This is a genomic window from Aeromonas sp. s2 (assembly GCF_040907935.1).
GTDB classification, from domain to species: Bacteria; Pseudomonadota; Gammaproteobacteria; order Enterobacterales; family Aeromonadaceae; genus Aeromonas; species Aeromonas dhakensis.
On record NZ_JBFOCR010000023.1, the window covers coordinates 69,018 to 93,145 of the forward strand.

At 62.9% G+C, this 24,128-nt stretch carries 20 protein-coding genes; 14 read left to right on the forward strand and 6 right to left on the reverse strand.

Annotation, left to right across the window (positions count from 1 at the left end; translation table 11 throughout):
- Window positions 1–208 precede the first annotated feature (208 nt).
- A complete protein-coding gene (locus AB5Y81_RS18535) occupies window positions 209–2,101 on the forward strand; it encodes a methyl-accepting chemotaxis protein (RefSeq protein WP_117405345.1) in 1,893 nt (630 codons plus the stop codon).
- 49 nt (window positions 2,102–2,150) lie between these two features.
- Here AB5Y81_RS18535 and AB5Y81_RS18540 read toward each other — a convergent pair whose 3' ends face one another.
- Together AB5Y81_RS18540 and AB5Y81_RS18545 are read right to left on the reverse strand one after the other, a co-directional pair.
- Window positions 2,151–2,678 carry a lipocalin family protein gene (locus AB5Y81_RS18540; protein WP_117405344.1) on the reverse strand — a complete coding sequence of 176 codons (528 nt, stop codon included), beginning with the start codon at window positions 2,676–2,678 and terminating at the stop codon, window positions 2,151–2,153.
- Between the two features lie 17 nt (window positions 2,679–2,695).
- Complete coding sequence (locus AB5Y81_RS18545) at window positions 2,696–3,598, reverse strand: AraC family transcriptional regulator (RefSeq protein ID WP_279485167.1); 903 nt, start codon at window positions 3,596–3,598, stop codon at window positions 2,696–2,698.
- A gap of 145 nt (window positions 3,599–3,743) precedes the next feature.
- Here AB5Y81_RS18545 and yqhD point away from each other — a divergent pair, with 145 nt between their 5' ends.
- The 7 genes from yqhD to AB5Y81_RS18580 all read left to right on the forward strand — a co-directional run bounded on the left by yqhD (window position 3,744) and on the right by AB5Y81_RS18580 (window position 13,882).
- Window positions 3,744–4,907, forward strand: a complete 1,164-nt coding sequence (gene yqhD / locus AB5Y81_RS18550) for an alcohol dehydrogenase (RefSeq protein ID WP_005306449.1) — start codon at window positions 3,744–3,746, stop codon at window positions 4,905–4,907.
- A 507-nt stretch (window positions 4,908–5,414) separates the two neighbouring features.
- On the forward strand, window positions 5,415–6,941 hold the full coding sequence (gene pntA, locus AB5Y81_RS18555; protein WP_279485168.1) for a Re/Si-specific NAD(P)(+) transhydrogenase subunit alpha: 1,527 nt from the start codon (window positions 5,415–5,417) through the stop codon (window positions 6,939–6,941).
- Between the two features lie 11 nt (window positions 6,942–6,952).
- Window positions 6,953–8,437, forward strand: a complete 1,485-nt coding sequence (gene pntB, locus AB5Y81_RS18560) for a Re/Si-specific NAD(P)(+) transhydrogenase subunit beta (RefSeq protein ID WP_005306445.1) — start codon at window positions 6,953–6,955, stop codon at window positions 8,435–8,437.
- A gap of 96 nt (window positions 8,438–8,533) precedes the next feature.
- Window positions 8,534–9,286 (forward strand): ABC transporter substrate-binding protein, encoded by a 753-nt coding sequence (locus AB5Y81_RS18565; RefSeq protein WP_017781197.1) that lies wholly within the window; start codon window positions 8,534–8,536, stop codon window positions 9,284–9,286.
- Window positions 9,287–9,600: 314 nt separating this feature from the next.
- Complete coding sequence (locus AB5Y81_RS18570) at window positions 9,601–10,908, forward strand: serine dehydratase subunit alpha family protein (protein ID WP_279485169.1); 1,308 nt, start codon at window positions 9,601–9,603, stop codon at window positions 10,906–10,908.
- 166 nt (window positions 10,909–11,074) lie between these two features.
- On the forward strand, window positions 11,075–12,475 hold the full coding sequence (locus AB5Y81_RS18575; RefSeq protein WP_017779299.1) for an L-cystine transporter: 1,401 nt from the start codon (window positions 11,075–11,077) through the stop codon (window positions 12,473–12,475).
- A gap of 78 nt (window positions 12,476–12,553) precedes the next feature.
- Window positions 12,554–13,882, forward strand: a complete 1,329-nt coding sequence (locus tag AB5Y81_RS18580; RefSeq protein WP_279485170.1) for a CoA-disulfide reductase — start codon at window positions 12,554–12,556, stop codon at window positions 13,880–13,882.
- 143 nt (window positions 13,883–14,025) lie between these two features.
- On the opposite strand, the gene AB5Y81_RS18585 is transcribed toward AB5Y81_RS18580, so the two are convergent.
- On the reverse strand, window positions 14,026–14,781 hold the full coding sequence (locus AB5Y81_RS18585) for an outer membrane protein assembly factor BamD (protein ID WP_005306434.1): 756 nt from the start codon (window positions 14,779–14,781) through the stop codon (window positions 14,026–14,028).
- Between the two features lie 117 nt (window positions 14,782–14,898).
- On the opposite strand from AB5Y81_RS18585, the gene rluD reads away from it, so the two are divergent.
- From rluD to AB5Y81_RS18605, 4 genes are all read left to right on the forward strand, one after another.
- On the forward strand, window positions 14,899–15,879 hold the full coding sequence (gene rluD / locus AB5Y81_RS18590; protein ID WP_279485171.1) for a 23S rRNA pseudouridine(1911/1915/1917) synthase RluD: 981 nt from the start codon (window positions 14,899–14,901) through the stop codon (window positions 15,877–15,879).
- Between the two features lie 130 nt (window positions 15,880–16,009).
- Window positions 16,010–16,747: a peptidoglycan editing factor PgeF gene (gene pgeF / locus AB5Y81_RS18595; RefSeq protein WP_279485172.1), complete on the forward strand. Its 738-nt coding sequence runs from the start codon at window positions 16,010–16,012 to the stop codon at window positions 16,745–16,747.
- A 173-nt stretch (window positions 16,748–16,920) separates the two neighbouring features.
- Window positions 16,921–19,494, forward strand: a complete 2,574-nt coding sequence (gene clpB / locus AB5Y81_RS18600) for an ATP-dependent chaperone ClpB (RefSeq protein WP_010635822.1) — start codon at window positions 16,921–16,923, stop codon at window positions 19,492–19,494.
- 57 nt (window positions 19,495–19,551) lie between these two features.
- Window positions 19,552–20,376: an MBL fold metallo-hydrolase gene (locus AB5Y81_RS18605; protein WP_017779302.1), complete on the forward strand. Its 825-nt coding sequence runs from the start codon at window positions 19,552–19,554 to the stop codon at window positions 20,374–20,376.
- A gap of 210 nt (window positions 20,377–20,586) precedes the next feature.
- On the opposite strand, the gene asnA is transcribed toward AB5Y81_RS18605, so the two are convergent.
- The gene (gene asnA, locus AB5Y81_RS18610; protein WP_024942111.1) at window positions 20,587–21,579 is read right to left on the reverse strand and encodes an aspartate--ammonia ligase; all 993 of its coding nucleotides are present in this window, start codon (window positions 21,577–21,579) and stop codon (window positions 20,587–20,589) included.
- Window positions 21,580–21,732: 153 nt separating this feature from the next.
- Between asnA and asnC the strand changes: the two genes are divergently transcribed.
- Window positions 21,733–22,194, forward strand: coding sequence for a transcriptional regulator AsnC (gene asnC, locus AB5Y81_RS18615; RefSeq protein WP_005306422.1), 462 nt, complete (start codon window positions 21,733–21,735; stop codon window positions 22,192–22,194).
- A 100-nt stretch (window positions 22,195–22,294) separates the two neighbouring features.
- Here asnC and AB5Y81_RS18620 read toward each other — a convergent pair whose 3' ends face one another.
- On the reverse strand, window positions 22,295–23,059 hold the full coding sequence (locus AB5Y81_RS18620; RefSeq protein ID WP_017779304.1) for an ABC transporter substrate-binding protein: 765 nt from the start codon (window positions 23,057–23,059) through the stop codon (window positions 22,295–22,297).
- Window positions 23,060–23,145: 86 nt separating this feature from the next.
- Between AB5Y81_RS18620 and AB5Y81_RS18625 the strand changes: the two genes are divergently transcribed.
- The gene (locus AB5Y81_RS18625) at window positions 23,146–23,682 is read left to right on the forward strand and encodes a DUF2301 domain-containing membrane protein (RefSeq protein WP_095591606.1); all 537 of its coding nucleotides are present in this window, start codon (window positions 23,146–23,148) and stop codon (window positions 23,680–23,682) included.
- Here the strand turns inward: AB5Y81_RS18625 and AB5Y81_RS18630 are convergent.
- A complete protein-coding gene (locus AB5Y81_RS18630) occupies window positions 23,679–24,083 on the reverse strand; it encodes a CBS domain-containing protein (RefSeq protein ID WP_126880699.1) in 405 nt (134 codons plus the stop codon). The two genes, AB5Y81_RS18625 and AB5Y81_RS18630, sit on opposite strands and share 4 nt — an antisense overlap.
- Window positions 24,084–24,128: the final 45 nt, after the last annotated feature.

Sequence of the window (24,128 nt, forward strand, 5' to 3'; positions counted from 1 at the left end):
AACCTAGCACGGATTGCGTCCTGCATAGCCATTTGTCGAGACGGATATCGGTCGAAGAGTGGGTGGTTTTTCGTGAGCTGTGGCACAACCTGTTGCCGAGTCATGATAAATCGACAGGATTCACTAAAGTCTGTTCAGCATGTGGCCGATAGCCTTGATTAAACAAGGGTCTCTCCCTGGCCCGTCACAACAACAAGGATCCGTAGTCATGACACTTTCGTTGCGCGGCAAGCTGCTGGCCACCAGTCTGGGGGTGGTGCTGCTGATGGCCTCACTGCTCGGCATCGTTGCCTTTCACACCCTCAAATCCCGCACCATGAGCGCCATCCAGAGCGAGGCGGTCAACTATGGCCACGCCTACTCGGTCGCCATCGGCGACTGGATGGCGGATCGCAAGAACACGGTGCACGCGCTGGTTAACCTGATCGCCGACAACCCGCAGGCCGAGCTGGTGCCCCACCTGAAGCAGGCCTACACCTCGGGTGGCTTCGGGCTTACCTACTTTGGTTCCACCCAGGGGGTGATGACCCGCCAGGACCCCTCCCTCAATACCGGCAACTATGACCCGCGCGAGCGCCCCTGGTATCAGGACGCGGTGAAGGCGGGGCAGCTTATTGTCACCGCCCCCTATGTCAGCGTCACCATGCAGAAGCTGGTGGTCACCCTCTCCGAGCCGGTACGCCATCAGGGCGAGCTGGTCGGCGCCGTGGGGGCCAACCTGGCGCTCGACAAGCTGATCGACGAGGTGCTGGCGATGCAGGTGCAGGGGGATGGGTACGCCATGCTGCTCGACAGCAGCGGCCTCATCGTCGGTCACCCCAACAAGGAGCTGGCGCTCAAGCAGATTGGCGAGCTATCTCCCGAGCTGTCGGCGGCCACCTTCCAGCAGTGGGGGCGTGAGAACAACGAACTGCACGCCGCCACCCTCGACGGGCGCGACGTGCTGCTGGCGGTGCAGCCGGTGGCGGGCACCGACTGGCTGCTGGCCATGGTGATGTATCGCGACGTGCTGGAGGCACCGCTCGCCACCCTGCTGTGGCAGCTGGTGGGGCTGACTCTGGTGCTGATGCTGGTGTTCAGTGCCCTGCTCACCGCCATGTTCAAGTACCTGTTTGCCGATCTGGGTCGGGTCGCTGGTGCGCTGCACGACATCGCCCACGGCGAGGGGGACCTCACGGTCCACATCAACACCCGCAGCAGGGACGAGGTGGGTCAGCTGGCGGAGAGCTTCAACCAGTTCGTGGCGCGGCTGCACGGTATCGTCAGCCGGCTGCGCGATGTCACCGTCGAGTTGGCGGCCCAGTCCCGCGCCCAGGCGGCCGGGGCCCAGTCCCGCAGCCAGCGGGTGCGCCAGCAGCAGGACGAGATCGTGATGGTGGCGACCGCGGTGACCGAGATGGCCTCCGCCACCCAGGAGATCGCCGGCAACGCCGAGTTTGCCGCCACCACCTCGGGCGATGCGGTCAAGCTGGCGGTATCCGGCCAGTCGCAGGTCGGTCAGAGTCAGCGCAGCATCACGGGGCTGGCAGACGAAGTGGCCGACGCCAGCCAGATCATTGTGGAGCTGGATGCCCATGCCCAGAAGATCAGCGGCATTCTGGCCACCATCAGCGGCATCGCCGAGCAGACCAACCTGCTGGCGCTCAACGCCGCCATCGAGGCGGCCAGGGCCGGCGAGCAGGGCCGCGGCTTTGCGGTGGTGGCGGACGAGGTGCGGGTGCTGTCGCGCCGCACCCACGACTCCACCGACGAGATCCAGCAGATGATCGAGACCCTGCAGCAGACAACCCGCCGGGCGGTGAGCGGCATGGAGACCAGCCGCCAGCTGGCGGGCACCAGCGTGGAGGACGCGGAGTCCGCCAACCAGAGCCTGGCCCGGATCAACGAGGCGATCGGTTCCATCAGCGACATGGCGACCCAGATTGCGGCGGCGGCCGAAGAGCAGACCTCGGTCACCAGCGAGATCAGCCGCAACACCGAGAACATCCGCCACGTCTCCCAGGAGCTGGCCGAGCAGGCCAATCAGGAGGCGGCGCAGGCGGCCGAGCTGAAGGGGCTGACCGAGCGGCTGGAGCAGGAGATTGGCCGCTTCCGGCTCTGATCATCGCTCGAACGTCCATGAAAAAGGGCAGCCCGCGGGCTGCCCTTGCTTATTTCACGACAGGCTCAGGGGTCTGCGTGACCCAGATCAGCTGATCGGTGGCAAAGCCCAGCCCCTTGGCCTTGGCGACCAGTGCATCCACGTTGGCCTTGGGCGGATTGGGGGAACGGGCGAGGATCCAGAGATAGTCGTGGTTGTAGCTGGTTACCAGCGAGAGCTGGTAATCGGGATCCAGTTCGATGACGTTGTAGCCGCCGTAGAAGGGGCCGAAGAAGCTCACCTTGAGCCGTGCCTCGTCCGGTTTGGCGACGAAGTAGGCCTTGCCCTCTGCCTCGCGCCAGCTGCCGTCACTCTGCTTGCCGCGATTGAGCACCCTGACCCCGCCGTCGTCGCGCAGGCTGTAGGTGGCGCTCACCTGCTCCAGTCCGCGCTCAAAGCTATGGTCGAGGCGGGCTATCTCGTACCAGGTGCCGAGGTAGCGGTCGAGCTGGAAGCCGGTAACGGGGCGGATGCCGTCGGCGAGGCCGGTACAGGCCGTCAGCAGGCAGGCGGTCAGCAGGCAAAGCAGTGTACGCATGAACAATTCCTCTCTGGTTATCCCTCTATGATGCGCAGCTGGCCTTCCCGGAAGCGGGAGGCCTGATCCGTCGGCGTGCTGCCGAAGAAGCGCTTGTACTCCCGGCTGAACTGGGAGTTGCTCTCGTAGCCGACCCTAGCCGCCGCGGTGCCCGCCTTGATGCCGTCGTGCAGCATCATCATCCGCGCCTTGTGGAGGCGAAACGACTTGATGTACTGCAACGGCGAGGTAGCGGTGACCGCCTTGAAGTGGTGGTGGAAGGCGGAGACGCTCATGTTCACCTCCTGCGCCAGCTCCTCCATGGTCAGGTTGTCGGCGAAACGCTGCTCTATCATACGCAGCACCCGGGCGATCTGGCCCACATGGTTGTGGCGGTTGGCGAGCGCCTGCAGCGCCGGGCCGCCCCCCTCGTGCAGGGCGTAAAACAGCATCTCCCGCACCGTCTGCGGCCCCAGCACCCGGGCGTGGTGGGGTTTGTCCATCAGCTCGATCAGCCGCTCGGCGGCGCAGAACATGGCCTCCGACAGGGGCACCGAGTGCACGCCGCTCTTTTGCGGAGCGGGGGCGGGCAGGGCATCCCCCAGCTCCAGCAACAGCTCCTGCAGGGTCACCAGGTTGATCTCGAGGGAGAAGCCGATGAGGGGCTGCTCGGGGGAGGCGAAGCACTCGCACTCGCAGGGCAGCGGCAGGGTCATCAGCAGGTAGTGGTTGGGGTCGTAGCGAAACACCTGGTCCGCCAGATAGCCCACCTTGTGTCCCTGCAGGATCACTATCATCCGCGGCTGGTAGAGCACAGGGGTGCGGCCGTGGTATTCGGTGGTGTAGATGAGGCTCACCTGATCCACCGGCGAGGGAGTGATGCCGGGAGCGGTGACGTGGCGAGCCAGCTTGGCGGCGAGGTCGGTGTAGCGTGTCTGCATGGTATGCTCTTGGAGTCTGTTCTGGCTGCTTTGTAGAAATAGGCAAAGAACTAGCAGGATGTTGTCTTGATGGTATTGGTTGTCTGGAGAAAAATGCAATCACATTTTTGCGGCCTGGCCGCCAGAGACTAAAGAGGCAATGTCGATGAACAACTTCACCCTGCATACCCCGACCAAGATCCTGTTCGGCAAGGGCCAGGTCGCCCAGCTGCGTGAACAGCTGCCGCGCGATGCCCGCATCCTCATCACCTACGGTGGCGGCAGCGTGGTGCGCAGCGGCCTGCTGGCCCAGATCCGCAGCGAACTGGCCGGCATGACCCTGTTTGAATTCGGTGGCATCGAGCCCAACCCCACCTATGAAACCCTGATGGGGGCGGTCGAGCTGGCCCGCGCCGAGCGGGTCGACTTCCTGCTGGCTGTCGGCGGCGGCTCCGTGCTGGACGGCACCAAGTTCATCGCCGCGGCTGCCCATTATGATCCGGCCCGGGATCCCTGGCACATCCTCGAGACCGTGGGCAACGAAGTGCGCTCCGCCATCCCGCTCGGCGCCGTGCTGACCCTGCCGGCCACCGGTTCCGAGATGAACATGGGCGCCGTGGTGACACGGCGCAGCACCGGCGACAAGGTGCACTTCTTCTCGCCGTTCGTGATGCCGCGCTTCGCCGTGCTCGACCCCGTGCTCACCTACACCCTGCCGGCCCGTCAGGTGGCCAACGGGGTGGTGGATGCCTTCGTGCACATCCTGGAGCAGTACCTCACCTACCCGGTCAACGCCAAGGTGCAGGATCGCTTCGCCGAGGGCCTGCTGCTGACCCTGCTGGAAGAGGGCCCCAAGGCACTGGTGGAACCGGAAAACTACGAGGTGCGCGCCAACATCATGTGGAGTGCCACCCTGGCGCTGAACGGCCTGATCGGAGCCGGTGTACCGCAGGACTGGGCCACCCACATGCTGGGCCACGAGATCACCGCCCTGCACGGCCTCGACCACGCCCAGACCCTGGCGGTGGTGCTGCCGGCCCTGCTGCAGGCCAAGCGCCAGCAGAAACACGCCAAGCTGCTGCAATACGCCGAGCGGGTGTGGGATCTGCGCAGTGGCAGCGAGGCTGAGCGCATCGACGGCGCCATCGCCGCCACCCGCGACTTCTTCGAGCGGATGGGGATCAAGACCCGGCTGCGGGATTACGGCGTGGCGGACGCAGGAATTGATACCCTGCTCGGCAAGCTGGCGGAACACGGCATGACCGCCATCGGCGAGCACGGCGATATCGACCTGGTGCAGAGCCAGCATATTTATGAGGCGGCCTGGTAAGCCGGGCACACCGGTCAGTCACCATCGAAACGATTAAATAACAGGGGCCGGATCCGCCTATTTGGCGGGTAGACGGCCCCTTGTCTGTTACAAAACAGTTACTTTTTTCGTTTTCGGCCTGATATCTGTGATCCGTGCGGATTTCGTAAGAACAAAAAGCGCTAAGATAGAGGGCCGGTAAAACATTTTTTTTGACTGGTTGGATCACTTTTTCCAGCGCTTTTTACTGGTATAAGTCGCTAATTTGGTTTGTTTTTTTAAATCATGGTCCGGGACGGGCTGAATTCTGTACGCGCGCTGCCGGGACTGCGGTTGTAATAAAACTCCAAAATTTGATACTAATCACCTTCGCGCCTGAAAAGCGGGGGCCTGACCATGACAGGAGGTTGAGGTAAAGCCTACTGATTTTCATAACAAAGGGCCCGTGACCTGCACTTTGGTCATGTCTTGTTTCGCCAGAAATGCGACACTGGGCAGCGATTGTTTATTAACCATCAGGGAATAGTCATGCAGATTGGAATACCGAGAGAGAGTCTCGCCGGTGAGACCCGGGTCGCAGCGACCCCGGCCACCGTTGAGCAGCTGAAAAAGCTCGGCTTCGAGGTCGCTATCGAGGCCGGTGCCGGCCTGCTGGCCAGCTTCGATGATGCCGCCTTCGAGGCTGCCGGTGCCAGCGTGGTGCCGAGCGTCTGGCAAGCCGACCTCATCTTCAAGGTCAATGCGCCGACCGATGCCGAGATCGCACAAATTAAAGATGGTGCCACTCTGGTGAGCTTCATCTGGCCCGCCCAGAACCCTGAGCTGGTCAAGAAGCTGTCCGCGCGCAACATCAATGTGATGGCGATGGACATGGTGCCGCGGATCTCCCGTGCCCAGTCCCTCGATGCCCTCTCCTCCATGGCCAACATCGGTGGCTATCGCGCCGTCGTTGAAGCCGCGCACCAGTTTGGTCGCTTCTTCACCGGCCAGATCACCGCCGCCGGTAAAGTGCCGCCCGCCAAGGTGCTGGTGATCGGTGCCGGTGTCGCCGGTCTGGCCGCCATCGGTACTGCCGGTTCCCTCGGTGCCATCGTGCGTGCGTTCGATACCCGTCTGGAAGTGGCCGAGCAGATCGAGTCCATGGGTGGTGAATTCCTCAAGCTCGACTTCGGCGGCGAGGATGGTTCCTCCTCCGATGGTTATGCCAAGGTCATGAGCGAAGAGTTCATCGCGGCTGAGATGGCGCTGTTTGCCCAGCAGGCCAAGGAAGTGGACATCATCATCACCACCGCCCTGATCCCGGGCAAGCCGGCACCCAAGCTGATCACCAAAGAGATGGTGGACAGCATGAAGCCGGGTTCCGTCATCGTGGACATGGCTGCCCAGGCTGGCGGCAACTGCGAATACACGGTATCGAGTGAACTGCATGTCACCGCCAACGGCGTCAAGGTGATCGGTTACACCGATCTGCCGGGTCGTCTGCCTGCCCAATCCTCCCAGCTCTACGGTACCAACCTGGTCAACCTGATGAAGCTGATGTGCAAGGAGAAGGACGGCAACGTCGCCATCGACTTCGAAGACGTGGTGCAGCGCAACATGACGGTGATCCAGGCCGGTGAAGTGACCTTCCCGCCGCCCGCCATCTCCGTCTCTGCCGCCCCTTCGAGCCCGGCCGCCGCCAAACCGGCTGCCAAGAAAGAAGAGGCCAAACCCTCCAACAAGAAGTTCGTGTTCGGTGCCCTCGGCATCGCCGCCTTCGGCTGGGTTGCTGCCGTGGCGCCTGCCGCGTTCCTCTCTCACTTCACCGTATTCATCCTGGCCTGTGTGGTCGGTTACTACGTGGTGTGGAACGTCTCTCACGCCCTGCACACGCCGCTGATGTCGGTCACCAATGCCATCTCCGGCATTATCGTGGTCGGTGCCCTGCTGCAGATTGGGCAAGGGTCGACCCTGGTCACCGCATTGGCCTTCATCGCCGTGCTGATTGCCAGTATCAACATCTTCGGCGGCTTCACCGTCACTCAGCGCATGCTGAAGATGTTCCGTAAGGATTAAGGGGGTTTAACGTGTCTCAAGGACTGGTAACAGCATCCTATATCGTTGCCGCCGTGCTCTTCATCCTCAGTCTCGCGGGACTGTCGAAGCAAGAGACGGCCAAACATGGCAACCTGTTCGGTATCGCGGGTATGGCCATCGCCCTGCTCGCCACCGTATTCAACCCGGAAACCAGTGGCGTTCACTGGATCATCCTGGCCATGGTGATCGGCGGTGCCATCGGCGTGCGTCTGGCGCTCAAGGTCGAGATGACCGAAATGCCCGAGCTGGTGGCCGTGCTGCACAGCTTCGTGGGTATGGCGGCCGTGCTGGTGGGCTTCAACAGCTTCATCGATCTGCACCCGTCTGCTCCGGCTGAAGTGGTGGTCTCTGTCGGTTCCAACCTGGATGCCACTCTGGCCGCGGCCCGCGCCGCCTTCGAACAGGCCAACAGTGTCGCCCAGGTCGAGCACCTGACCGGCGCCATGCTGAACATCCACCTGGTGGAAGTGTTCCTGGGCGTCTTCATCGGTGCGGTGACCTTCACCGGTTCCGTGGTGGCGTTCGGCAAGCTGCGTGGCCTGATCTCTTCCAAGCCGCTGATGCTGCCGCACCGCCACAAGCTGAACCTGCTGGCCGTGGTGGTCTCCATCGCGCTGATGATCCACTTCGTCAACGCCGGTGGCTCCACCTTCGCCCTGCTGGTGATGACCCTGATCGCCTTCGCCTTCGGCTGGCACCTGGTTGCCTCCATCGGCGGCGCCGACATGCCGGTGGTGGTCTCCATGCTGAACTCCTACTCCGGTTGGGCGGCGGCAGCGGCGGGCTTCATGCTCTCCAACGACCTGCTGATCGTCACCGGTGCCCTGGTGGGTTCTTCCGGTGCGATCCTCTCCTACATCATGTGCAAGGCGATGAACCGCTCCTTCATCTCTGTGATCGCCGGTGGCTTCGGCTCCGACGGTGTGGCCTCCACGGCCGACCAGGAGATGGGCGAATACCGCGAGACCAGCGCCGAAGACGTGGCCGAGCTGCTGAAAAACTCCAGCTCCGTCATCATCACCCCGGGCTACGGCATGGCGGTGGCACAGGCCCAGTATCCGGTGGCCGAGATCACCCAGAAGCTGCGTGACCGCGGCGTCAAGGTGCGCTTCGGTATCCACCCGGTTGCCGGTCGTCTGCCTGGCCACATGAACGTGCTGCTGGCGGAAGCGAAAGTCCCGTACGACATCGTGCTGGAAATGGACGAAATCAACGAAGACTTCAGCGATACCGACACCGTGCTGGTTATCGGTGCCAACGACACCGTCAACCCGGCTGCCATGGAAGATCCGGGCAGCCCCATCGCCGGCATGCCGGTGCTGGAAGTGTGGAAGGCGCAGAACGTCATCGGCTTCAAGCGTTCCATGAACACTGGCTATGCCGGTGTGCAGAACCCGCTGTTCTTCAAAGAGAACACCCAGATGCTGTTCGGCGATGCCAAGGCCAGCGTCGAGGCCATCCTGAAAGCGCTGTAAGCGCCGGAGAGGAAAGCAAAAAGGAGGCTGCGGCCTCCTTTTTTATTACTTACTTTTTGGTATATCCTCAGCCAATGCACAGAGGGAGAGCGCGGCATGGTGTGGCGGAAAGGATGGATCCTGTTTTGTCTCTGGTGGGGGAGCCTGGTGCAGGCTGCCGAGCCGCCGACCCTGACCCTGCTCACCGAGCTGTGGCCGCCCTATGTGATGCGCCTCGACGACGGCAGTCTGGGCGGTGCTGATCTTGAGCTGGCCCGCACCGTGCTCAAACGGATGGGCTACCAGACCACGGTCAAGGTGCTGCCCTGGAAGCGGGTGCTGCAGGAGGCCAGGTTCCAGCGCGGCGATGCCGTGGTCGACGTCTTCTTCGAGGAGCGCCGGCTGGAGTGGCTGCACTATCCGGATGAACCCCTCTCCCAGAGCGGCGAAGTGATCTTCTTCCCCTTCAGCAAGCCTGTCGACTATCAGAGCCTGGAGAGCCTCAAAGGGCTGCGTATCGGCACCCAGGCAGATTACGCCTATGGCGAGCCCTTCCTGACCTCGGCCCTGTTCACCCGGGTGCCCATGACCGGGGAGAGCAACATGATCAAGCAGCTGCACCTGATGATGGCCGGCCGGCTGGATGCGGTGGTGATGAACCAGATAGTGGGCCGTTACCTGCTCAAGGGGCAGGGGCTGCAGGATCAGGTAGGTCACAGCGAAAAGATGGTGACCGAGAGCAACCGCAACTTTCTCGCCTTTACCCACAGGCCCGGCAACGAACGGCTGGCCTATCAGTTCTCCCTCGCCCTCAAGGCCTTCAAGCAGACCCCCGAGTATCAGGCCCTGCTGACCCGCTACGGGCTCTGACCCCGTCTTGAACCGGCGGTACCGGACCGCTATCGCCCTGTTGTGCGCCTGTTCACATTTTGTGGCACTTCACCGCCAGTGGGGCATAATGCCTGCGCAAAAAGCGAGTCGGCTCAATTTTATTTGAGTCCTATTGCTTTAGAGTTACCAAAAGTTGATCGGATTGCCCAGCGCCGCAGCGGCTCCGATCATAGGCGTGGCCCTCATTCGGCTGCCGCCAGCCCGGCATCTCCCGCCATACTGGTTATATGTCGCTCCGCCGTTGCACGGCGGGCAGGACAGCACAATACACGCCCCATGCGGGCACCATGAACATGAGACACATCGCAATGAACGCACAATGGACCGACTTTATTACCCTGCTCAAGCGTGAAGTGGTGCCGGCCCTTGGCTGCACCGAGCCCATGTCGGTGGCGCTGGCGGCGGCCAACTGCCGCAAGCTGCTGGGGCTGGTGCCGACCCGCGTCAGCGTCTGGGTCAGCGGCAACCTGTTCAAGAACGGCATGGGGGTCGGGGTGCCGGGCACCGGCATGATAGGGCTACCGGTGGCGGCCGCTGTCGGTATCACCGGCGGCAACCCGGATGCCGGGCTGGAGGTGCTCAAGACCCTCACGCCGGATCAGGTCGAAGCCGCCAAGGCGCTGCTGCCCGCCATCAAGGTGGACGTGAAGGATGTGCCGGACGTGCTCTACGCCGAGGTGCTGGCGGAAGTGGACGGCCACAGCGCCCGGGTGGTGATCTGTACCGACCATACCCGCATCATTCTGATGGAGCGCGATGGCGAGGTGCTGATGGCGCAGGACAGTGCCCCTGGCGTGCAGATCCAGGCCGCGCCTGCCAGCAAGCCCGCCATGACCCTGCGCGAGATCGTGGAGTTCGCCCTGCAGGTGCCGCTGGCCGAGATCGACTTCATCCGCGAGGCGGCCACCATGAACCAGGCGCTGGCGGACGAAGGGTTGCAGGGCTATGGCCTGCGCATCGGCAAGATCCTCACCGAGCAGGTGGAGCGCAAGCTGCTCTCCGATGACCTGATGACTCTGGCCATGCGCCTCTCTTCCGCCGCCTCCGACGCGCGCATGGATGGTGCCATGCTGCCCGCCATGTCCAACTCGGGCTCCGGCAACCAGGGCATTGCCGCCACCATGCCGGTGGTGGCCGCCGCCCGCTTCCTCAAGGCGAGCGACGAGCAGCTGACCCGGGCGCTGGTGATGAGCCACCTGGTCGCCATCTACATCAAGACCTACCAGAACAAGCTGTCGGCCCTCTGTGCCGCCAGCACCGCCGCCATGGGGGCGGGGGCCGCCATCACCTGGCTGCTGGGTGGTCAGTTCGAGCAAATTAGTCACTGCATCAACAACATGATTGGCGACGTTTCCGGTATCATCTGCGATGGTGCCGGCAGCGCCTGTTCCATGAAGGTCTCTACCTCCACCTCGGCGGCGGTGAAATCCTCGCTGATGGCCATCAACAATCTGCGGGTCCCCCAGAGCGAAGGCATCGTCTCCGACGATGTGGATCAGACCATCGCCAACCTGGGCCGCCTCTCCAAGCAGGGGATGCTGGATACCGATATCGAGATCATCAACATCATGCGGGCCAAGCAGCAAGGCAAGGCCGAGTGATGCAAGAGGGTGGCGCAGGCCACCCTCCGTTTTTCTGCCAGTTGACGCCACCCCGGCCATACCGGGGGGCGCGCCGCCACGACGCGGCAGGTTTCAGGGAGGAGTGCGTACTGGGCACTCGTCCGCACACTTCGGGCCTGGCCCGATCATTTTGGGGAATATCGTCATGACTCTTAGCGTTATAGGTAATCTGGCCATCCTGGCCATGTTGCTGCTGTTTCTCTATCGGTTGCAGCAGACCCACGTCAGCTTCACCCGCCGGGTCTTCTCGGGGCTGGGGCTGGGCATCCTGTTCGGTGCCGCCCTGCAGCTGCTCTACGGGGCCGGTTCCGACGTGCTGGTGCAGACCGGCGACTACCTGGACATCGTCGGCAGCGGCTACGTGAAGCTGCTGCAGATGATCATCATCCCGCTCATCATGGTCTCCATCATTGGGGCCATCCTAAAGCTCAACGGTGGCACCGCCCTCGGCAAGATCAGCGCCATGACCATAGGGGTGCTGATCTTCACCACCATGATTGCCGCCGGGGCGGGCATCCTGATGTCCAACCTGTTCGGTCTGACCGCCGAGGGGCTCACCGCCGGCGCCGCCGAAACCGCCCGCGGGGCGGCCTTGCAGACTACCCTCGGCAGCGTCGAGAGCATGTCCTTTGCCAAGATGGTGCTGGAGTTCATCCCGGCCAACCCCTTCCTCGACATGACGGGGGCGCGCAAGACCTCCACCATCGCCGTGGTGATCTTCTCCATCTTCATCGGCCTCTCCGCCACCGGCATCGCCCGCAAGAAGCCGGAGATCTTCGCGAGCTTCGGCCACTTCATGCAGGTGGCCCACGTCATCGTGATGCGGATGGTGACCCTGGTGCTGCGCCTCACCCCCTACGGCGTACTGGCGCTGATGACCAAGGTGGTGTCCGGCTCCAACTACGCCGACATCATCAACCTGCTCAACTTCGTGTTGGCCTCCTACGGTGCCATCGCCATCATGTTTGCGGTGCACCTGCTGCTGGTGGCGCTGGTGGGTATCAACCCGGCCCGCTTCCTGAAGAAGATCATGCCGGTTCTGGCCTTTGCCTTCACCTCCCGCACCAGCGCGGGTTCCATCCCGATGAACGTGCAGACCCAGACCAAGGCGCTCGGCATTCCTGAGGGGATCGCCAACTTCGCCGCCTCGTTCGGTTCGACCATCGGCCAGAACGGCTGCGCCGGCATCTATCCGGCCATGCTGGCGGTCATGATTGCGCCGACCGTGGGGGTCAATCCCATGGATCCGGGCTTCATCATGACCCTGATCGCCATCATCACCGTCAGCTCCTTCGGGGTAGCCGGCATTGGCGGCGGTGCCACCTTCGCCGCCTTGATCGTGCTCTCCGCGCTGGACTTCCCGGTGGCGCTGGCCGGTCTGCTCATCTCCATCGAGCCGCTGATCGACATGGGCCGTACCGCGTTGAACGTCTCCGGCTCCATCACCGCCGGTACCGTCACCAGCCGTCTGTTGGGGGAGACCGACATGGCGGTGTTCAACAGCGAGCAGGAAGTCTGCCTGGACGGCGAAGAGTCCACCATCTGATCCGCCGCGGTAGGGGATCCCTTCCGCCATCAACCACAGGGAGGGCATGCCCTCCCTGCGTCATTGACAGGAGCAAGTATGAGAATCGTGATCATCGGTGGCGAAGCCGCCGGCATGAGTGCGGCCGCCAAGGCGCGCCGACTGGCCAAAGAGGCTGAGATAGTGGTGTATGAGGCGTCCGAGGTGATCTCCTTCGGTGCCTGCGGTCTGCCCTATTTCGTTGGCGACGAGTTTCAGGAGCCCGGCTACATGGCCGAGTTCACCCCGGCGCAGTTCGCCGCCAAGGGGATCGAGGTCAAGACCGGCCACCGGGTGCTGAGCCTGGATGCCGCCGCCCAGACGCTGAAGGTCGAGCATAACGGCGACACCTTCACCGATCGCTACGATCGGCTGATGATCGCCACCGGCGCCCGCGAAGTGATGCCGCCCATCCCGGGCCTGCAGCAGCAAGGGGTATTCTGCCTGCGCCGGATGGCCGACGGGCTGGCCCTCAAGGCCGCCGTGCAGGAAAAGGCCAACCGCCGAGCCCTGGTGATCGGCTCCGGCTTTATCGGGCTGGAGGTGGTCGAGGCGCTGGTCCATCAGGGCAAGGAGGTGCGCCTGATCGAACTGGCGGAGCGGGTCATCCCGGAGGCGTTCGACAGCGAAATCACCCAGCATATCGAGACCGAGCTGCGTGAGCAGGGAGTCTCCCTCCATCTCGGCGAGCGGGTAGAAGCCCTGCTGGGAGAGGGCCGGGTGACCGGCGTGCGCACCAGCCATGGCGAGTACGAGGCCGATATCGTGGTGATCTGCACCGGGGTCAAACCCAATACCGAGTTCCTGGCCGATACCGGCATCGAGCGGCTCGGCAACGGTGCCATCAAGGTGGACCGGCAGGGGCGCAGCTCGCTGGCCAATGTCTGGTCGGCCGGTGACTGTGCCAGCGTCTGGCACGGCGTGAAGCAGCAGCAGGTCTATGTGCCGCTCGCTACCATTGCCAACAAGCTGGGACGCATGGTGGGCGAGAACCTGGCGGGCGCCGGGCAGGAGTTCCCGGGCACCCTGGGTTCTGCCGCGCTCAAGGTGCTGGGGCTGGAGGCGGGCCGTACCGGCCTCTCCGAGCAGGAGGCCAAGGCGATGGGCCTCGACTATCGCACCGTGGTGATCAAGGACAAGTGCCACACCAACTACTGCCCGGATCAGTCAGACATCCACGTCAAGCTGGTCTATGAGGCGGGCAGCAAGCGGCTGCTGGGTGGTCAGATCCTCGGGCGCAAGGGGGCGGTACACCGCATCGATGCGCTGGCGGTCGCCATCACCATGGGGGTGACCACGGAGCAGCTCGGCATGCTGGACTTTGCCTACGCGCCGCCCTTCTCCCGTACCTGGGATGTGCTCAACGTGGCAGGCAACGTCGCCAAGTAATACAAGGCATGACGGCGTGGCTGATGTGCGCCGTCTTTCCCCATGCCGCCGGCACGGGGTGGTAAAGGGGCATGTCGTTCATGAACAGCGCCCATAAAAAAACCGGAGCCTTGGCTCCGGTTTTTTTATGGTGCGGCAAGCGATCAGCTGCGACCGAGACGATTGTCCGGGTAGTTCTTGGCCAGCACTTCGCGGGCGTGCTGGGCCAGGGTCGGCATCTTCAGGGTGTCGTAGGAGTTGATCATGATCTCCAGCGCCTTCTCGGTTTCGGCCGTGTCGGGATAGGTCTCGACGATCAGCTTGGCCCGGTTGGCGGCGGCGATCAGCGCATCACGCTTCACATAGTACTCGGCCACGCTCAGATCGTAGCGGGCGAGCCGGTTCTTCAGACCGATCATGCGGGCACGAGCATCGGCGGCGTAGACGCTGTTGGGGTAGTTCTGCAACAGGGTCTTGAAATCCTGGAAGGCCTGACGGGCATAGGAGGGGTCTTTGTCGTCCCGATCGATGCCCAGGAAGTCCTGGAAGAAGTTGTAATCGCCGGCCATGTTGGTCAGACCGCGCATATAGAAGACGTAATCGATATTTTTATGCGCCGGATTGAGGCGGATAAAACGGTCGATATTGGCGATCGCCTGGGCAGTGTCATCCTGCTTGTAGTAGGCGTAAATGAGGTCGAGCTGAACCTGGTTGGAGTAGGCACCGAAAGGATAGCGAGAATCCAGCGCTTCCAGTAACTCGATAGCATTCAGGTAGTTACCGGCATCCAGCTTGACGCGTGCTTTCTGGTACAGGGTCTCCGGCGGTTCGTCCGGTACCTTGGGTTTGGTGCTGGAACAGCCTGTGATCAAGGTAGCGACCAAGGCGAGTGACATCAGCAGGTGAGACTTCTTTCCCATCAACAACATCCGGTCCATTTCCACGAAATTGGCAAAGTATCCGTTATGCTTGGCTAAAAGAAAAGCTAGAATACCCGGATTATTTCGAATTGATACCCCCCGCTCAAGAGACCATACATGAGCCAGCATATTGAACTGACAGGCGAATTCCAGGATCACCAATTCGGGCAGCGACTCGACCAGGCCCTGGCCGAATTGTTTCCAGACTACTCCCGCACCCGCATCAAGGAGTGGATTTTACAGGACAGAGTGACCCTGGATGGTCAGGTTGCCAATACCCCGCGCGAGAAGGTGCTGGCCGGGCAGAAGGTACATGTGGATGTCGAGCTGGAAGATGACACCCGCTTCGATGCGCAGGATATCGAGCTCAACATCGTTTACGAAGATGAACACATTCTGGTGATCGACAAGCCGGCCGGTCTGGTGGTTCACCCGGGCGCCGGTACGCCCGATGGCACCATCCTCAACGCCTTGCTGCACCGCTACCCGGACATCGCCGAAGTGCCCCGCGCTGGTATCGTGCACCGTCTGGATAAAGACACCACAGGTCTGATGGTGGTCGCCAAGACTGTGCCGGCCCAGACCCATCTGGTGGAAGCGCTGCAGGCGCGCCAGATCACCCGTGAGTACGAAGCGATCGCCATCGGTCACATGACCGCCGGCGGCACCGTCGATGCCCCCATCGGCCGTCACCCGACCCAGCGTACCCACATGGCCGTGGTGCCCAATGGCCGTCCTTCCGTGACCCACTACCGGGTGCACGAGAAGTTCCGCGGCCACACCCGGCTGCGGCTGCGGCTGGAAACCGGTCGTACCCACCAGATCCGTGTGCACATGGCTCACATCAAGCACCCGCTGGTGGGTGATCCGGCCTACGGCGGTCGCCTGCGCCCGCTGCGCAACGCGACCCCCGAGCTGACCCAGGCCCTGCGCAACTTCAACCGTCAGGCGCTGCATGCGACCATGTTGCAACTGGCGCACCCCATCACGGGTGAAGTGATGCAGTGGCACTCCCCTACGCCCCAGGACATGGTGGAGCTGATGGAAGTGCTGCGGGCCGATACCCTGGCCAATCCGGACGATCTGGTCTGGAACTGATAATAAATAGGACACGCTTGCGACGATTCCTGCCGTAGCCCTGCCCTTGAATCAGGCCTGAAACGGGGCTCCTTGACTGGCAACAGCTAAGGAGCCCCGTTTTTATACGAATAAATGAAAGGAGCCACAGATGAAATGGATCGAACCCGACTGGCCGGCACCGGCTCGTGTCAGAGCCCTGTCGACCACCCGGGATGGCGGCGAGAGTGAAGGGGTCTTCGCCGGCCTCAATCTGGGCGCCCATGTGGGGGACGCGGCGGCGCGGGTCGAGGCCAATCGTGCCCAGCTGCAACAGGCTGCGGATATTCCCGGCCCCCTCAACTGGCTCAATCAGGTGCATGGCACCGCAGTGCATCCGGTCAGCAACCAGTATGATGCCGTGCCGGATGCCGATGCGGCTTGCGCCCATGAGGTGGGGCAGGCCTGCATCGTGATGACTGCCGACTGCCTTCCCGTGTTGTTTTGCGATCGGGCGGGCACTGTGGTGGCTGCCGCCCATGCCGGTTGGCGCGGGCTGCAGGGGGGCGTGCTGGAGGCGAGCATCGCCGCCATGGGTTGCGAGCCGGGCGAGATCCTGGCTTGGCTTGGCCCGGCCATCGGTCCGCAGGCCTTCGAGGTGGGTGGCGAGGTGCGCGAGGCCTTTATGGCGGAGCAAGCCGAGGCGGCGGCCGCGTTCGTCCCTTCGCCCAATGAGGGCAAGTGGCTGGCAGATATCTACCAGCTGGCCCGGCTGCGCCTCGCCCGCGCCGGCATTACCGCCGTCCATGGCGGCGAGCACTGCACCTTCAGCGACAGCGAGCAGTTCTACTCTTATCGTCGCGACGGCCAGACCGGCCGCATGGCCTCCATCATCTGGCTGGCCGAATAAACACTGAGCGGCCCCTTGTTTGCCAAGGGGCCGTGATCCCATCACGCCTGCATCTGCAGAAAAAATAACCAGCCTCACCCCTTGAAATAGTCCGTACGGGCCTCATCTTTCATCTCAGAAAGTTATGTTGTTTGCCGCGCAAGCGGCGTCTGCCTGTTTGAAGGGGGAGTGCAATGCGCCTCGATCGCCTGACCAGCAAATTCCAGATTGCTATTTCCGATGCCCAGTCTCTTGCGCTGGGTCGTGACCACCAATTCATTGAGCCCGTTCACCTGATGACCGCCCTGGTCAATCAGGATGGCGGCTCCATTCGCCCGTTGTTGACCCTGACCGGGCTGGACATCAATGCCCTGCGTTCGCGCCTGGGCGAAGAACTCGACCGCCTGCCGCGTGTCAGCGGTGTGGAGGGGGACGTGCAGCTCTCCAACGGCCTCGGCCGGCTGCTCAACGTCTGCGACAAGCTGGCCCAGCAGCGCAAGGATCAGTTCATCTCCTCCGAACTGTTCGTGCTGGCGGCCCTCGACGAGAAGGGGACGCTGGGCGAGCTGCTGCGTGCCCAGGGGCTGACCAAGGAGAAACTGGAAGCGGCCATCGACAAGGTGCGTGGCGGCAAGAAGGTGGAGGATGCCAACGCCGAGGAGAATCGCCAGGCGCTGGAGAAGTACACCATCGATCTGACCGAGCGGGCCGAGATCGGCAAGCTCGACCCGGTGATCGGCCGGGATGACGAGATCCGCCGCACCATCCAGGTGCTGCAACGCCGCACCAAGAACAACCCGGTGCTGATCGGGGCCCCCGGTGTCGGCAAGACCGCCATCGTCGAGGGGCTGGCCCAGCGCATCATCAACGGCGAGGTGCCGGAGGGGCTCAAGAACAAGCGGGTGCTCTCCTTGGACATGGGGGCCCTGGTGGCCGGTGCCAAGTATCGCGGCGAGTTCGAGGAGCGCCTCAAGGCGGTGCTGAACGATCTGGCCAAGGAGGAGGGCAACGTCATCCTCTTCATCGACGAGCTGCACACCATGGTCGGCGCCGGCAAGGGCGAGGGGGCCATGGACGCGGGCAACATGCTCAAACCGGCGCTGGCGCGGGGCGAACTGCACTGTGTCGGGGCTACCACGCTCGATGAATATCGCCAGTTCATCGAGAAGGATGCCGCGCTGGAGCGCCGCTTCCAGAAGGTGCTGGTGGAAGAGCCGAGCGTGGAGGATACCATCGCCATCCTGCGCGGCCTGAAGGAGCGTTACGAGCTGCACCATCACGTGCAGATCACCGACCCCGCCATCGTGGCGGCGGCCCAGCTGTCGCACCGCTACATCGCGGATCGTCAGCTGCCGGACAAGGCCATCGACCTCATCGACGAGGCGGCGGCCAGCATCCGGCTGCAGATCGACTCCAAGCCCGAGTCCCTCGATCGGCTCGAGCGGCGCATCATCCAGCTGAAACTCGAGCAGCAGGCGCTGATGAAGGAGGATGACGACGCCAGCCGCAAACGGCTCGAGCTCATCAATCAGGAGATCGGTGAAAAAGATCGGGAATACAACGAGCTGGAAGAGGTGTGGAAGGCCGAGAAGGCCGCCCTCGCCGGCACCCAGCACATCAAGGCGGCGCTGGAGCAGGCCCGTCAGGATCTCGACGTGGCTCGCCGCGCAGGGGACTTGGGCCGCATGTCCGAGCTGCAGTACGGCCGCATTCCGGAGCTGGAGAAACAGCTGGATCTCGCCACCCAGGCCGAGATGCAGGAGACCAGCCTGCTGCGCAACCGGGTCACCGACGTGGAGATCGCAGACGTGCTGGCACGCTGGACCGGTATTCCGGTGGCCCGCATGCTAGAAGGGGAGCGCGAGAAGCTGCTGCGGATGGAAGATCAGCTGCATAGTCGGGTGATCGGCCAGGAGGAGGCGGTCGAAGCGGTCTCCAACGCCATTCGTCGCTCCCGCGCAGGGCTCTCTGACCCGAACCGCCCCATCGGCTCCTTCCTGTTCCTCGGGCCCACCGGGGTGGGCAAGACCGAGCTGTGCAAGGCGCTGGCCGAGTTCCTGTTCGATACCCAGGACGCCATGGTGCGGATCGACATGTCCGAGTTCATGGAGAAACACAGCGTGGCCCGTCTGGTGGGGGCGCCTCCCGGCTACGTGGGTTATGAAGAAGGCGGTTATCTGACCGAGGCGGTGCGTCGTCGCCCTTACTCGGTGATCCTGCTGGACGAGGTGGAGAAGGCCCACCCCGATGTGTTCAACATCCTGCTGCAGGTGCTGGATGACGGCCGCCTGACCGATGGTCAGGGTCGCACCGTGGATTTTCGCAATACCGTGGTCATCATGACCTCCAACCTGGGGTCGGATCTCATTCAGGAGCACCACTCCGAGAAGGATTACGACGAGATGAAAGCCATGTTGATGGAGGTGCTGGCACGCAGTTTCCGGCCGGAGTTCATCAACCGGATCGACGAGACAGTGGTGTTCCACCCGCTCGGCGAGGAGCACATCAAGTCCATCGCCCGCATTCAGCTCAAGAGCCTGATGAGCCGGCTGGAGGCTCAGGGCTACGAGGTGGAGGTGAGCGAAGCGCTGCTGAACAAGCTGGTGCACGCCGGGTTCGACCCCGTCTACGGTGCGCGTCCCCTCAAGCGGGCGATCCAGCACAAGGTGGAGAACCCGCTGGCGCAGGCGCTGCTCTCCGGCCGCATCGTCCCCGGCAAGAAACTGCTGCTGGGGGCCGACAGCAACGGCCTCACCATGACCCAATAACTGGATCGCTGATAAAAACGCAGGCCCCGAGCCTGCGTTTTTTTGAGGGGTAATTGCATGCTCACCTTTTCCGTACTGGTGGATGACGATGTCCATCTGCCTGGCTGTCTGCCCGAGAAGGGGCTGTCGCTGCTGCTGGAGTGCGACGGCCTCAGGGTGCTGTTCGACAGCGGCCGTGGCCGGGCGCTGCGCCACAACGCCGCCGTGATGGGGATCGATCTCGCCTCGCTCACCCATGTGGTGCTCTCTCACGGTCATTACGACCATGTGGGCGGGGTAGGCTCGCTGCCCGTCTATCCGACCCCCATTCCTCTCATCGCCTGCCCGGACGTGTTCTGCGAGCGGGGCTACTTCCTGCCGCTTCCCTTCTGGCGGCGCAACCTCTATCGCCTGTCGGGAGTGCTGGAACGGGAGTCGCTGGCGGCCAGAGGCTTGCTCCCCCACTGCTCGGCCGAGCCGGTGTGGCTCTCGGAGCGTCTGGTGTTCCTCGGCAGCATTGCGCGGCGCGACCAGGCCGCCCCCTCGCTGCTTGGCTACATCATGCGGGACGGACGGGTGGAGAAAGACCTTATCAGCGACGATTCGGCGCTGGCCTACAAGAGTGAGCAGGGGCTGATCGTCTTTATCGGCTGTGGTCACGCCGGGGTCGAGAACATTATCGAGCGGGCCAGGGAGGTGTGTGGCGATGAGCGGATCCACGCCGTCATCGGTGGTCTGCACCTGAAGTTTTCCGGTCCGCAGCGGGCGGCGGCGCTTGGCGCCTATCTGCAGGAGGAGGCGGTGGAGAAGCTGTTTGCCTGCCACTGCACCGGCAGCAGGAAAGCGGATTTGCCGCGCCAGTGCCAGATCGGAGCCGGTTTCGAATACCGGTTTTCGGCGTAAAAAAAACGGCAATCCGAAGATTGCCGGGAGGAATGTAGTGAAGCGACCTGACGTGGGTTGAGCGGGTCGCAGGGGCAAGCCCCCGATGGCGAAGCAAGGCCGCTGCCGGTCTTGCCTCTTACAGCCTGCCGGGGTTGCGCTCGCTCAACCCCGACGGCCACTTGCTTGTCGCCATGCCGGCGGCGATCGCGCCGGCCTGGCCTTCATTCGTTACAGCATGCCTTGCACGGCGGCCTTCATCTCGGCCGGCCAGACGCCGACCTGGACCTGACCTATGTGCTCTTTTTGCAGCAGCAGCATGGCCAGACGGGATTGGCCGATGCCGCCGCCGATGGTTTGCGGCATCCGTGCGGCCAGCAGATCCTGGTGCCAGTCGTACTGCAGGCGATCCTCGTCACCTGTGATGGCGAGCTGGCGGCGCAGCGCCTCGGCGTCGACCCGGATCCCCATGGAGGAGATCTCGAAGCTGTCCTGCAGCACCGGGTTCCACACCAGGATGTCACCGTTCAGACCGGCCAGACCCAGCTCGCTGTGGCTGCTCCAGTCGTCGTAGTCCGGGGCACGCACGTCGTGGCGCTCGCCGTGGGAGAGGGCACCGCCGATACCGATCAGGAACACGGCACCCAGCTCCTTGGCGATGGCCCGCTCGCGCCCCTTGGCGTCGAGATCCGGGTAGCGGGTCAGCAGCTCTTCGCTGTGCACGAACTGGATTTCGGCCGGCAGGAAGGGGGTCAGCTCATGTTCGGCACAAACCGCGCGCTCGGTGGCCTTGATGGCGGCCCAGATGCCACGCACCGTCTCCTGCAGGTAGGCCAGATCGCGGCGCTCGCTCGGCATCACCTTCTCCCAGTCCCACTGATCCACGTAGACGGAGTGGATGGGGGTGAGGCGATCCTCGTCCGGACGCAGTGCCTTCATGTGGGTGTAGATGCCTTCGCCCGGACCGAAGCCAAAGCGGCCCAGGGTCTGGCGCTTCCATTTGGCCAGTGAGTGCACCACTTCGTAGCTGTGCTCAGGCAGGGTCTTCACCTTGACCTGCACCGCATTCTCGTGGCCAGAGAGGTTGTCTTGAGTGCCATCACCGACCCGGCTCAGGATGGGGGCTTGTACCTCCATCAGACCCAGTTGTTGGGCGAGTTGGCGGGAGAACATCTCTTTGACGAAGCTGATCTGTTGCTGGCTGCGAATGTAGTGCTGTTTCATGCTGAATACCTGTCTTGAACCCGTTGGATGTGAGGATTCTTCAACAGATCGCCAACTAAATTCAATATTCGATAATAGAAATAGGCTTTGTGTATTTTTTTCTTCAAAATACACGGGTGATTAATGATGAATCATCAAAGGGAGTGCAAAAAAGTGCCGGAAAATTATCGGATCGATAATCTCGATCAGGCCATCCTCACCGCCCTGATGGAGAATGCACGGCTGCCTTACGCCGAGCTGGCCAAACAACTGCTGGTCAGCCCGGGCACCATCCATGTGCGGGTGGAGAAGATGAAGCAGGCGGGGATCATCGAGGGTACGCGGGTGCAGGTGAACCCGAAGAAGCTGGGTTACGACGTCTGCTGCTTCATCGGGATCAACCTCAAGAGCGCCAAGGACTACCCGTCGGCGCTGGCCAAGCTGCAGGCGCTGGACGAGGTGGTGGAGGCCTACTACACCACGGGCCACTACAGCATCTTCATGAAGGTGATGACCCGCTCCATCGACGAGTTGCAGACCGTGCTGATCCACAAGATCCAGACCATCGACGAGATACAGTCCACCGAGACGCTGATCTCGCTGCAGAACCCGATCCTGCGGGATGTGAAACCTTGAGCCGGGTTGCATGAGAGGGATGTAGAGATCCACTCCCGTGCGAGACGCTTGTCTCGCTGCAAAACTCGAGCTTGCGGGCTATGAAGCCCTGACCGGCCGATCAGGGTTCGATATAGGGGATGCCGTACTTGTCGTAGAGGGCCTTGAGCCGGCCGTCGCGTTTCATGCGCAGCAGCTCGGCGTCATAGGCCGCCATCTGGGCCGAGGTATTCTGGTCGGCGCGGGCGCGGGCCCAGGTGTTGAAGTAGGGGCTGCTCTTGAGCGGTTTGGGCAGGTAGTCGAGCTTGCCCTCCAGTCCCTCCTCCCTGATCTGGGCGAAGGCGGTGACCAGCGGCATGGGGACCGTATCGATCCGTCCGGCCAGCAGCTTGCGCAGCTGCAGCTGGTTCATGGTGATCTCCTGGAAGTGATAGGAGGGATCGGTGAGGGCGGCGGCCAGCTCGGGGGTGTAGGAGAAATCCTTGGTCACCCCGATGCGCCAGGGTTTGAGGTCGGCCAGCGTCTCGTAGCGGATCTTCAGCAGGTCGGCTTTGCGCACGAAAAAGTGCCAGCTGTGGCGGATATGGGCCTGTTGGGGGTAGATGAGGTAGCGTTCCCGCTCCGCCTTGTAGGAGTGGGTCATCACCAGATCGCAGACACCGGTCTCTGCGTTGCGGGTGAGACGGGCACCGGAATCGGCCAGCTCGATCTTGATGGGGATCTTGAGTCTGCCGAAGATGGCGGTGACGATGTCGACATCGAGCCCTCTGGGCTGCTGAGCGGCATCGAGGTATTTGAGCGGGGGTTCCATCGTGCCACAGACGATCAGCTCCCTGGCAAAGGGGCTGAGCGGGAACAGTAGCCAAAGCAGGTGGATTACACGCAAACTACCTCTCCTGAACCCATTTGAAGATTATTTGGCACCTGATACCAGTATATTGGGTTGCCCCTGATTCGTAGAGGCGACTGTATATGGCAAACCCTGAAATTGAAAGCGAGCTGGACGGCATCGACAGGCTGTCGGTCTGCCTCTATCGCCTGGGCTTGAGTCTGGCAGCCTTGCTGCTGCTGTGTCGAGGGGCAAGCTTGCTGATCGGGCAGGATTTTTTGACGCCGGCACAGTGGCTGACAGCGCTGGCAGTGGCCAGCGGGGTATGCGGCCTGTGCCTGCATGTCTATGACAAGCGCATTCGCTTCTTGCTGCAGGGGCTGGGCTGGGGCGCCCTGTTGCTCAGTGCGAGCGGTGCGCCGGATGTGCTGGTGCTGGGAGCGGCCCTGGCCACGCTGGCGGGGCTGGCCTTCAAGGAGCAGTTCTGTTTCGCCATTCCGGGGATCAGGGCGGTGTCCCTGCTGCTACCCCTGTTGTGGCTGCTGGAGCTGACCGGCATCGGCTGGGCCGCCGCCCTGGTGGCGCTGGTGTGTGGCGCGCTGCTCTGCCTGCTCGCGCTGGCCAAGTGGCGGATGCCCCTGCACTTCGATATCGGCGACAAGGGGCGTTACCAGATTTAGGTGGGCAGGCAGGCCTTCATCTGGGCGTTGAGGGCCTGCATCACCTGCCGGCGGTTGATGATGCCAACGACCCGGTTCCCCTCCAGCACCGGATAGACCTTGGGTTTGGCCCCGGTCATCTGGCGGGCCAGCTCCAGTATGCTGTCATCCGGGCTGACCGAGAGCGGGGCCCGGTTCATCAGATCCTCGACCCGGGTGCGGGTATCGCAGTGATAGCTGCCGGTGAGCAGGCTCGGGATGCAATCCTGCTCGGAGAGAAACCCGATCAGCCGCTGCTGCGGGTCCAGCACCGGCAGGCCGCTCAGGCCGGCGTCATGCAGTCGGTCCAGCGCCTCGGCCAGGCCGAGCTGCGGGGTGAGGGAGTGGGTCAGACGGCTCATGTGATCGCGGATCTGCAACATGGAAGTGGCTCCGTAAGGTGATGATGGGGCCACTATGCCCGCCGG

Bases quoted from the DNA above. Each gene is read 5' to 3' on its own strand.
- AB5Y81_RS18535 (WP_117405345.1), top strand. From the start codon at position 209: ATGACACTTTCGTTGCGCGGCAAGCTGCTGGCCACCAGTCTGGGGGTG.
- clpB (WP_010635822.1), top strand. From the start codon at position 16,921: ATGCGCCTCGATCGCCTGACCAGCAAATTCCAGATTGCTATTTCCGAT.
- AB5Y81_RS18625 (WP_095591606.1), top strand. From the start codon at position 23,146: ATGGCAAACCCTGAAATTGAAAGCGAGCTGGACGGCATCGACAGGCTG.
- AB5Y81_RS18545 (WP_279485167.1), bottom strand. From the start codon at position 3,598: ATGCAGACACGCTACACCGACCTCGCCGCCAAGCTGGCTCGCCACGTC.
- AB5Y81_RS18575 (WP_017779299.1), top strand. From the start codon at position 11,075: ATGACTCTTAGCGTTATAGGTAATCTGGCCATCCTGGCCATGTTGCTG.
- AB5Y81_RS18570 (WP_279485169.1), top strand. From the start codon at position 9,601: ATGAGACACATCGCAATGAACGCACAATGGACCGACTTTATTACCCTG.
- asnA (WP_024942111.1), bottom strand. From the start codon at position 21,579: ATGAAACAGCACTACATTCGCAGCCAGCAACAGATCAGCTTCGTCAAA.
- rluD (WP_279485171.1), top strand. From the start codon at position 14,899: ATGAGCCAGCATATTGAACTGACAGGCGAATTCCAGGATCACCAATTC.
- pgeF (WP_279485172.1), top strand. From the start codon at position 16,010: ATGAAATGGATCGAACCCGACTGGCCGGCACCGGCTCGTGTCAGAGCC.
- AB5Y81_RS18585 (WP_005306434.1), bottom strand. From the start codon at position 14,781: ATGGGAAAGAAGTCTCACCTGCTGATGTCACTCGCCTTGGTCGCTACC.
- pntA (WP_279485168.1), top strand. From the start codon at position 5,415: ATGCAGATTGGAATACCGAGAGAGAGTCTCGCCGGTGAGACCCGGGTC.
- AB5Y81_RS18605 (WP_017779302.1), top strand. From the start codon at position 19,552: ATGCTCACCTTTTCCGTACTGGTGGATGACGATGTCCATCTGCCTGGC.
- AB5Y81_RS18540 (WP_117405344.1), bottom strand. From the start codon at position 2,678: ATGCGTACACTGCTTTGCCTGCTGACCGCCTGCCTGCTGACGGCCTGT.
- AB5Y81_RS18565 (WP_017781197.1), top strand. From the start codon at position 8,534: ATGGTGTGGCGGAAAGGATGGATCCTGTTTTGTCTCTGGTGGGGGAGC.
- AB5Y81_RS18630 (WP_126880699.1), bottom strand. From the start codon at position 24,083: ATGTTGCAGATCCGCGATCACATGAGCCGTCTGACCCACTCCCTCACC.
- AB5Y81_RS18580 (WP_279485170.1), top strand. From the start codon at position 12,554: ATGAGAATCGTGATCATCGGTGGCGAAGCCGCCGGCATGAGTGCGGCC.
- yqhD (WP_005306449.1), top strand. From the start codon at position 3,744: ATGAACAACTTCACCCTGCATACCCCGACCAAGATCCTGTTCGGCAAG.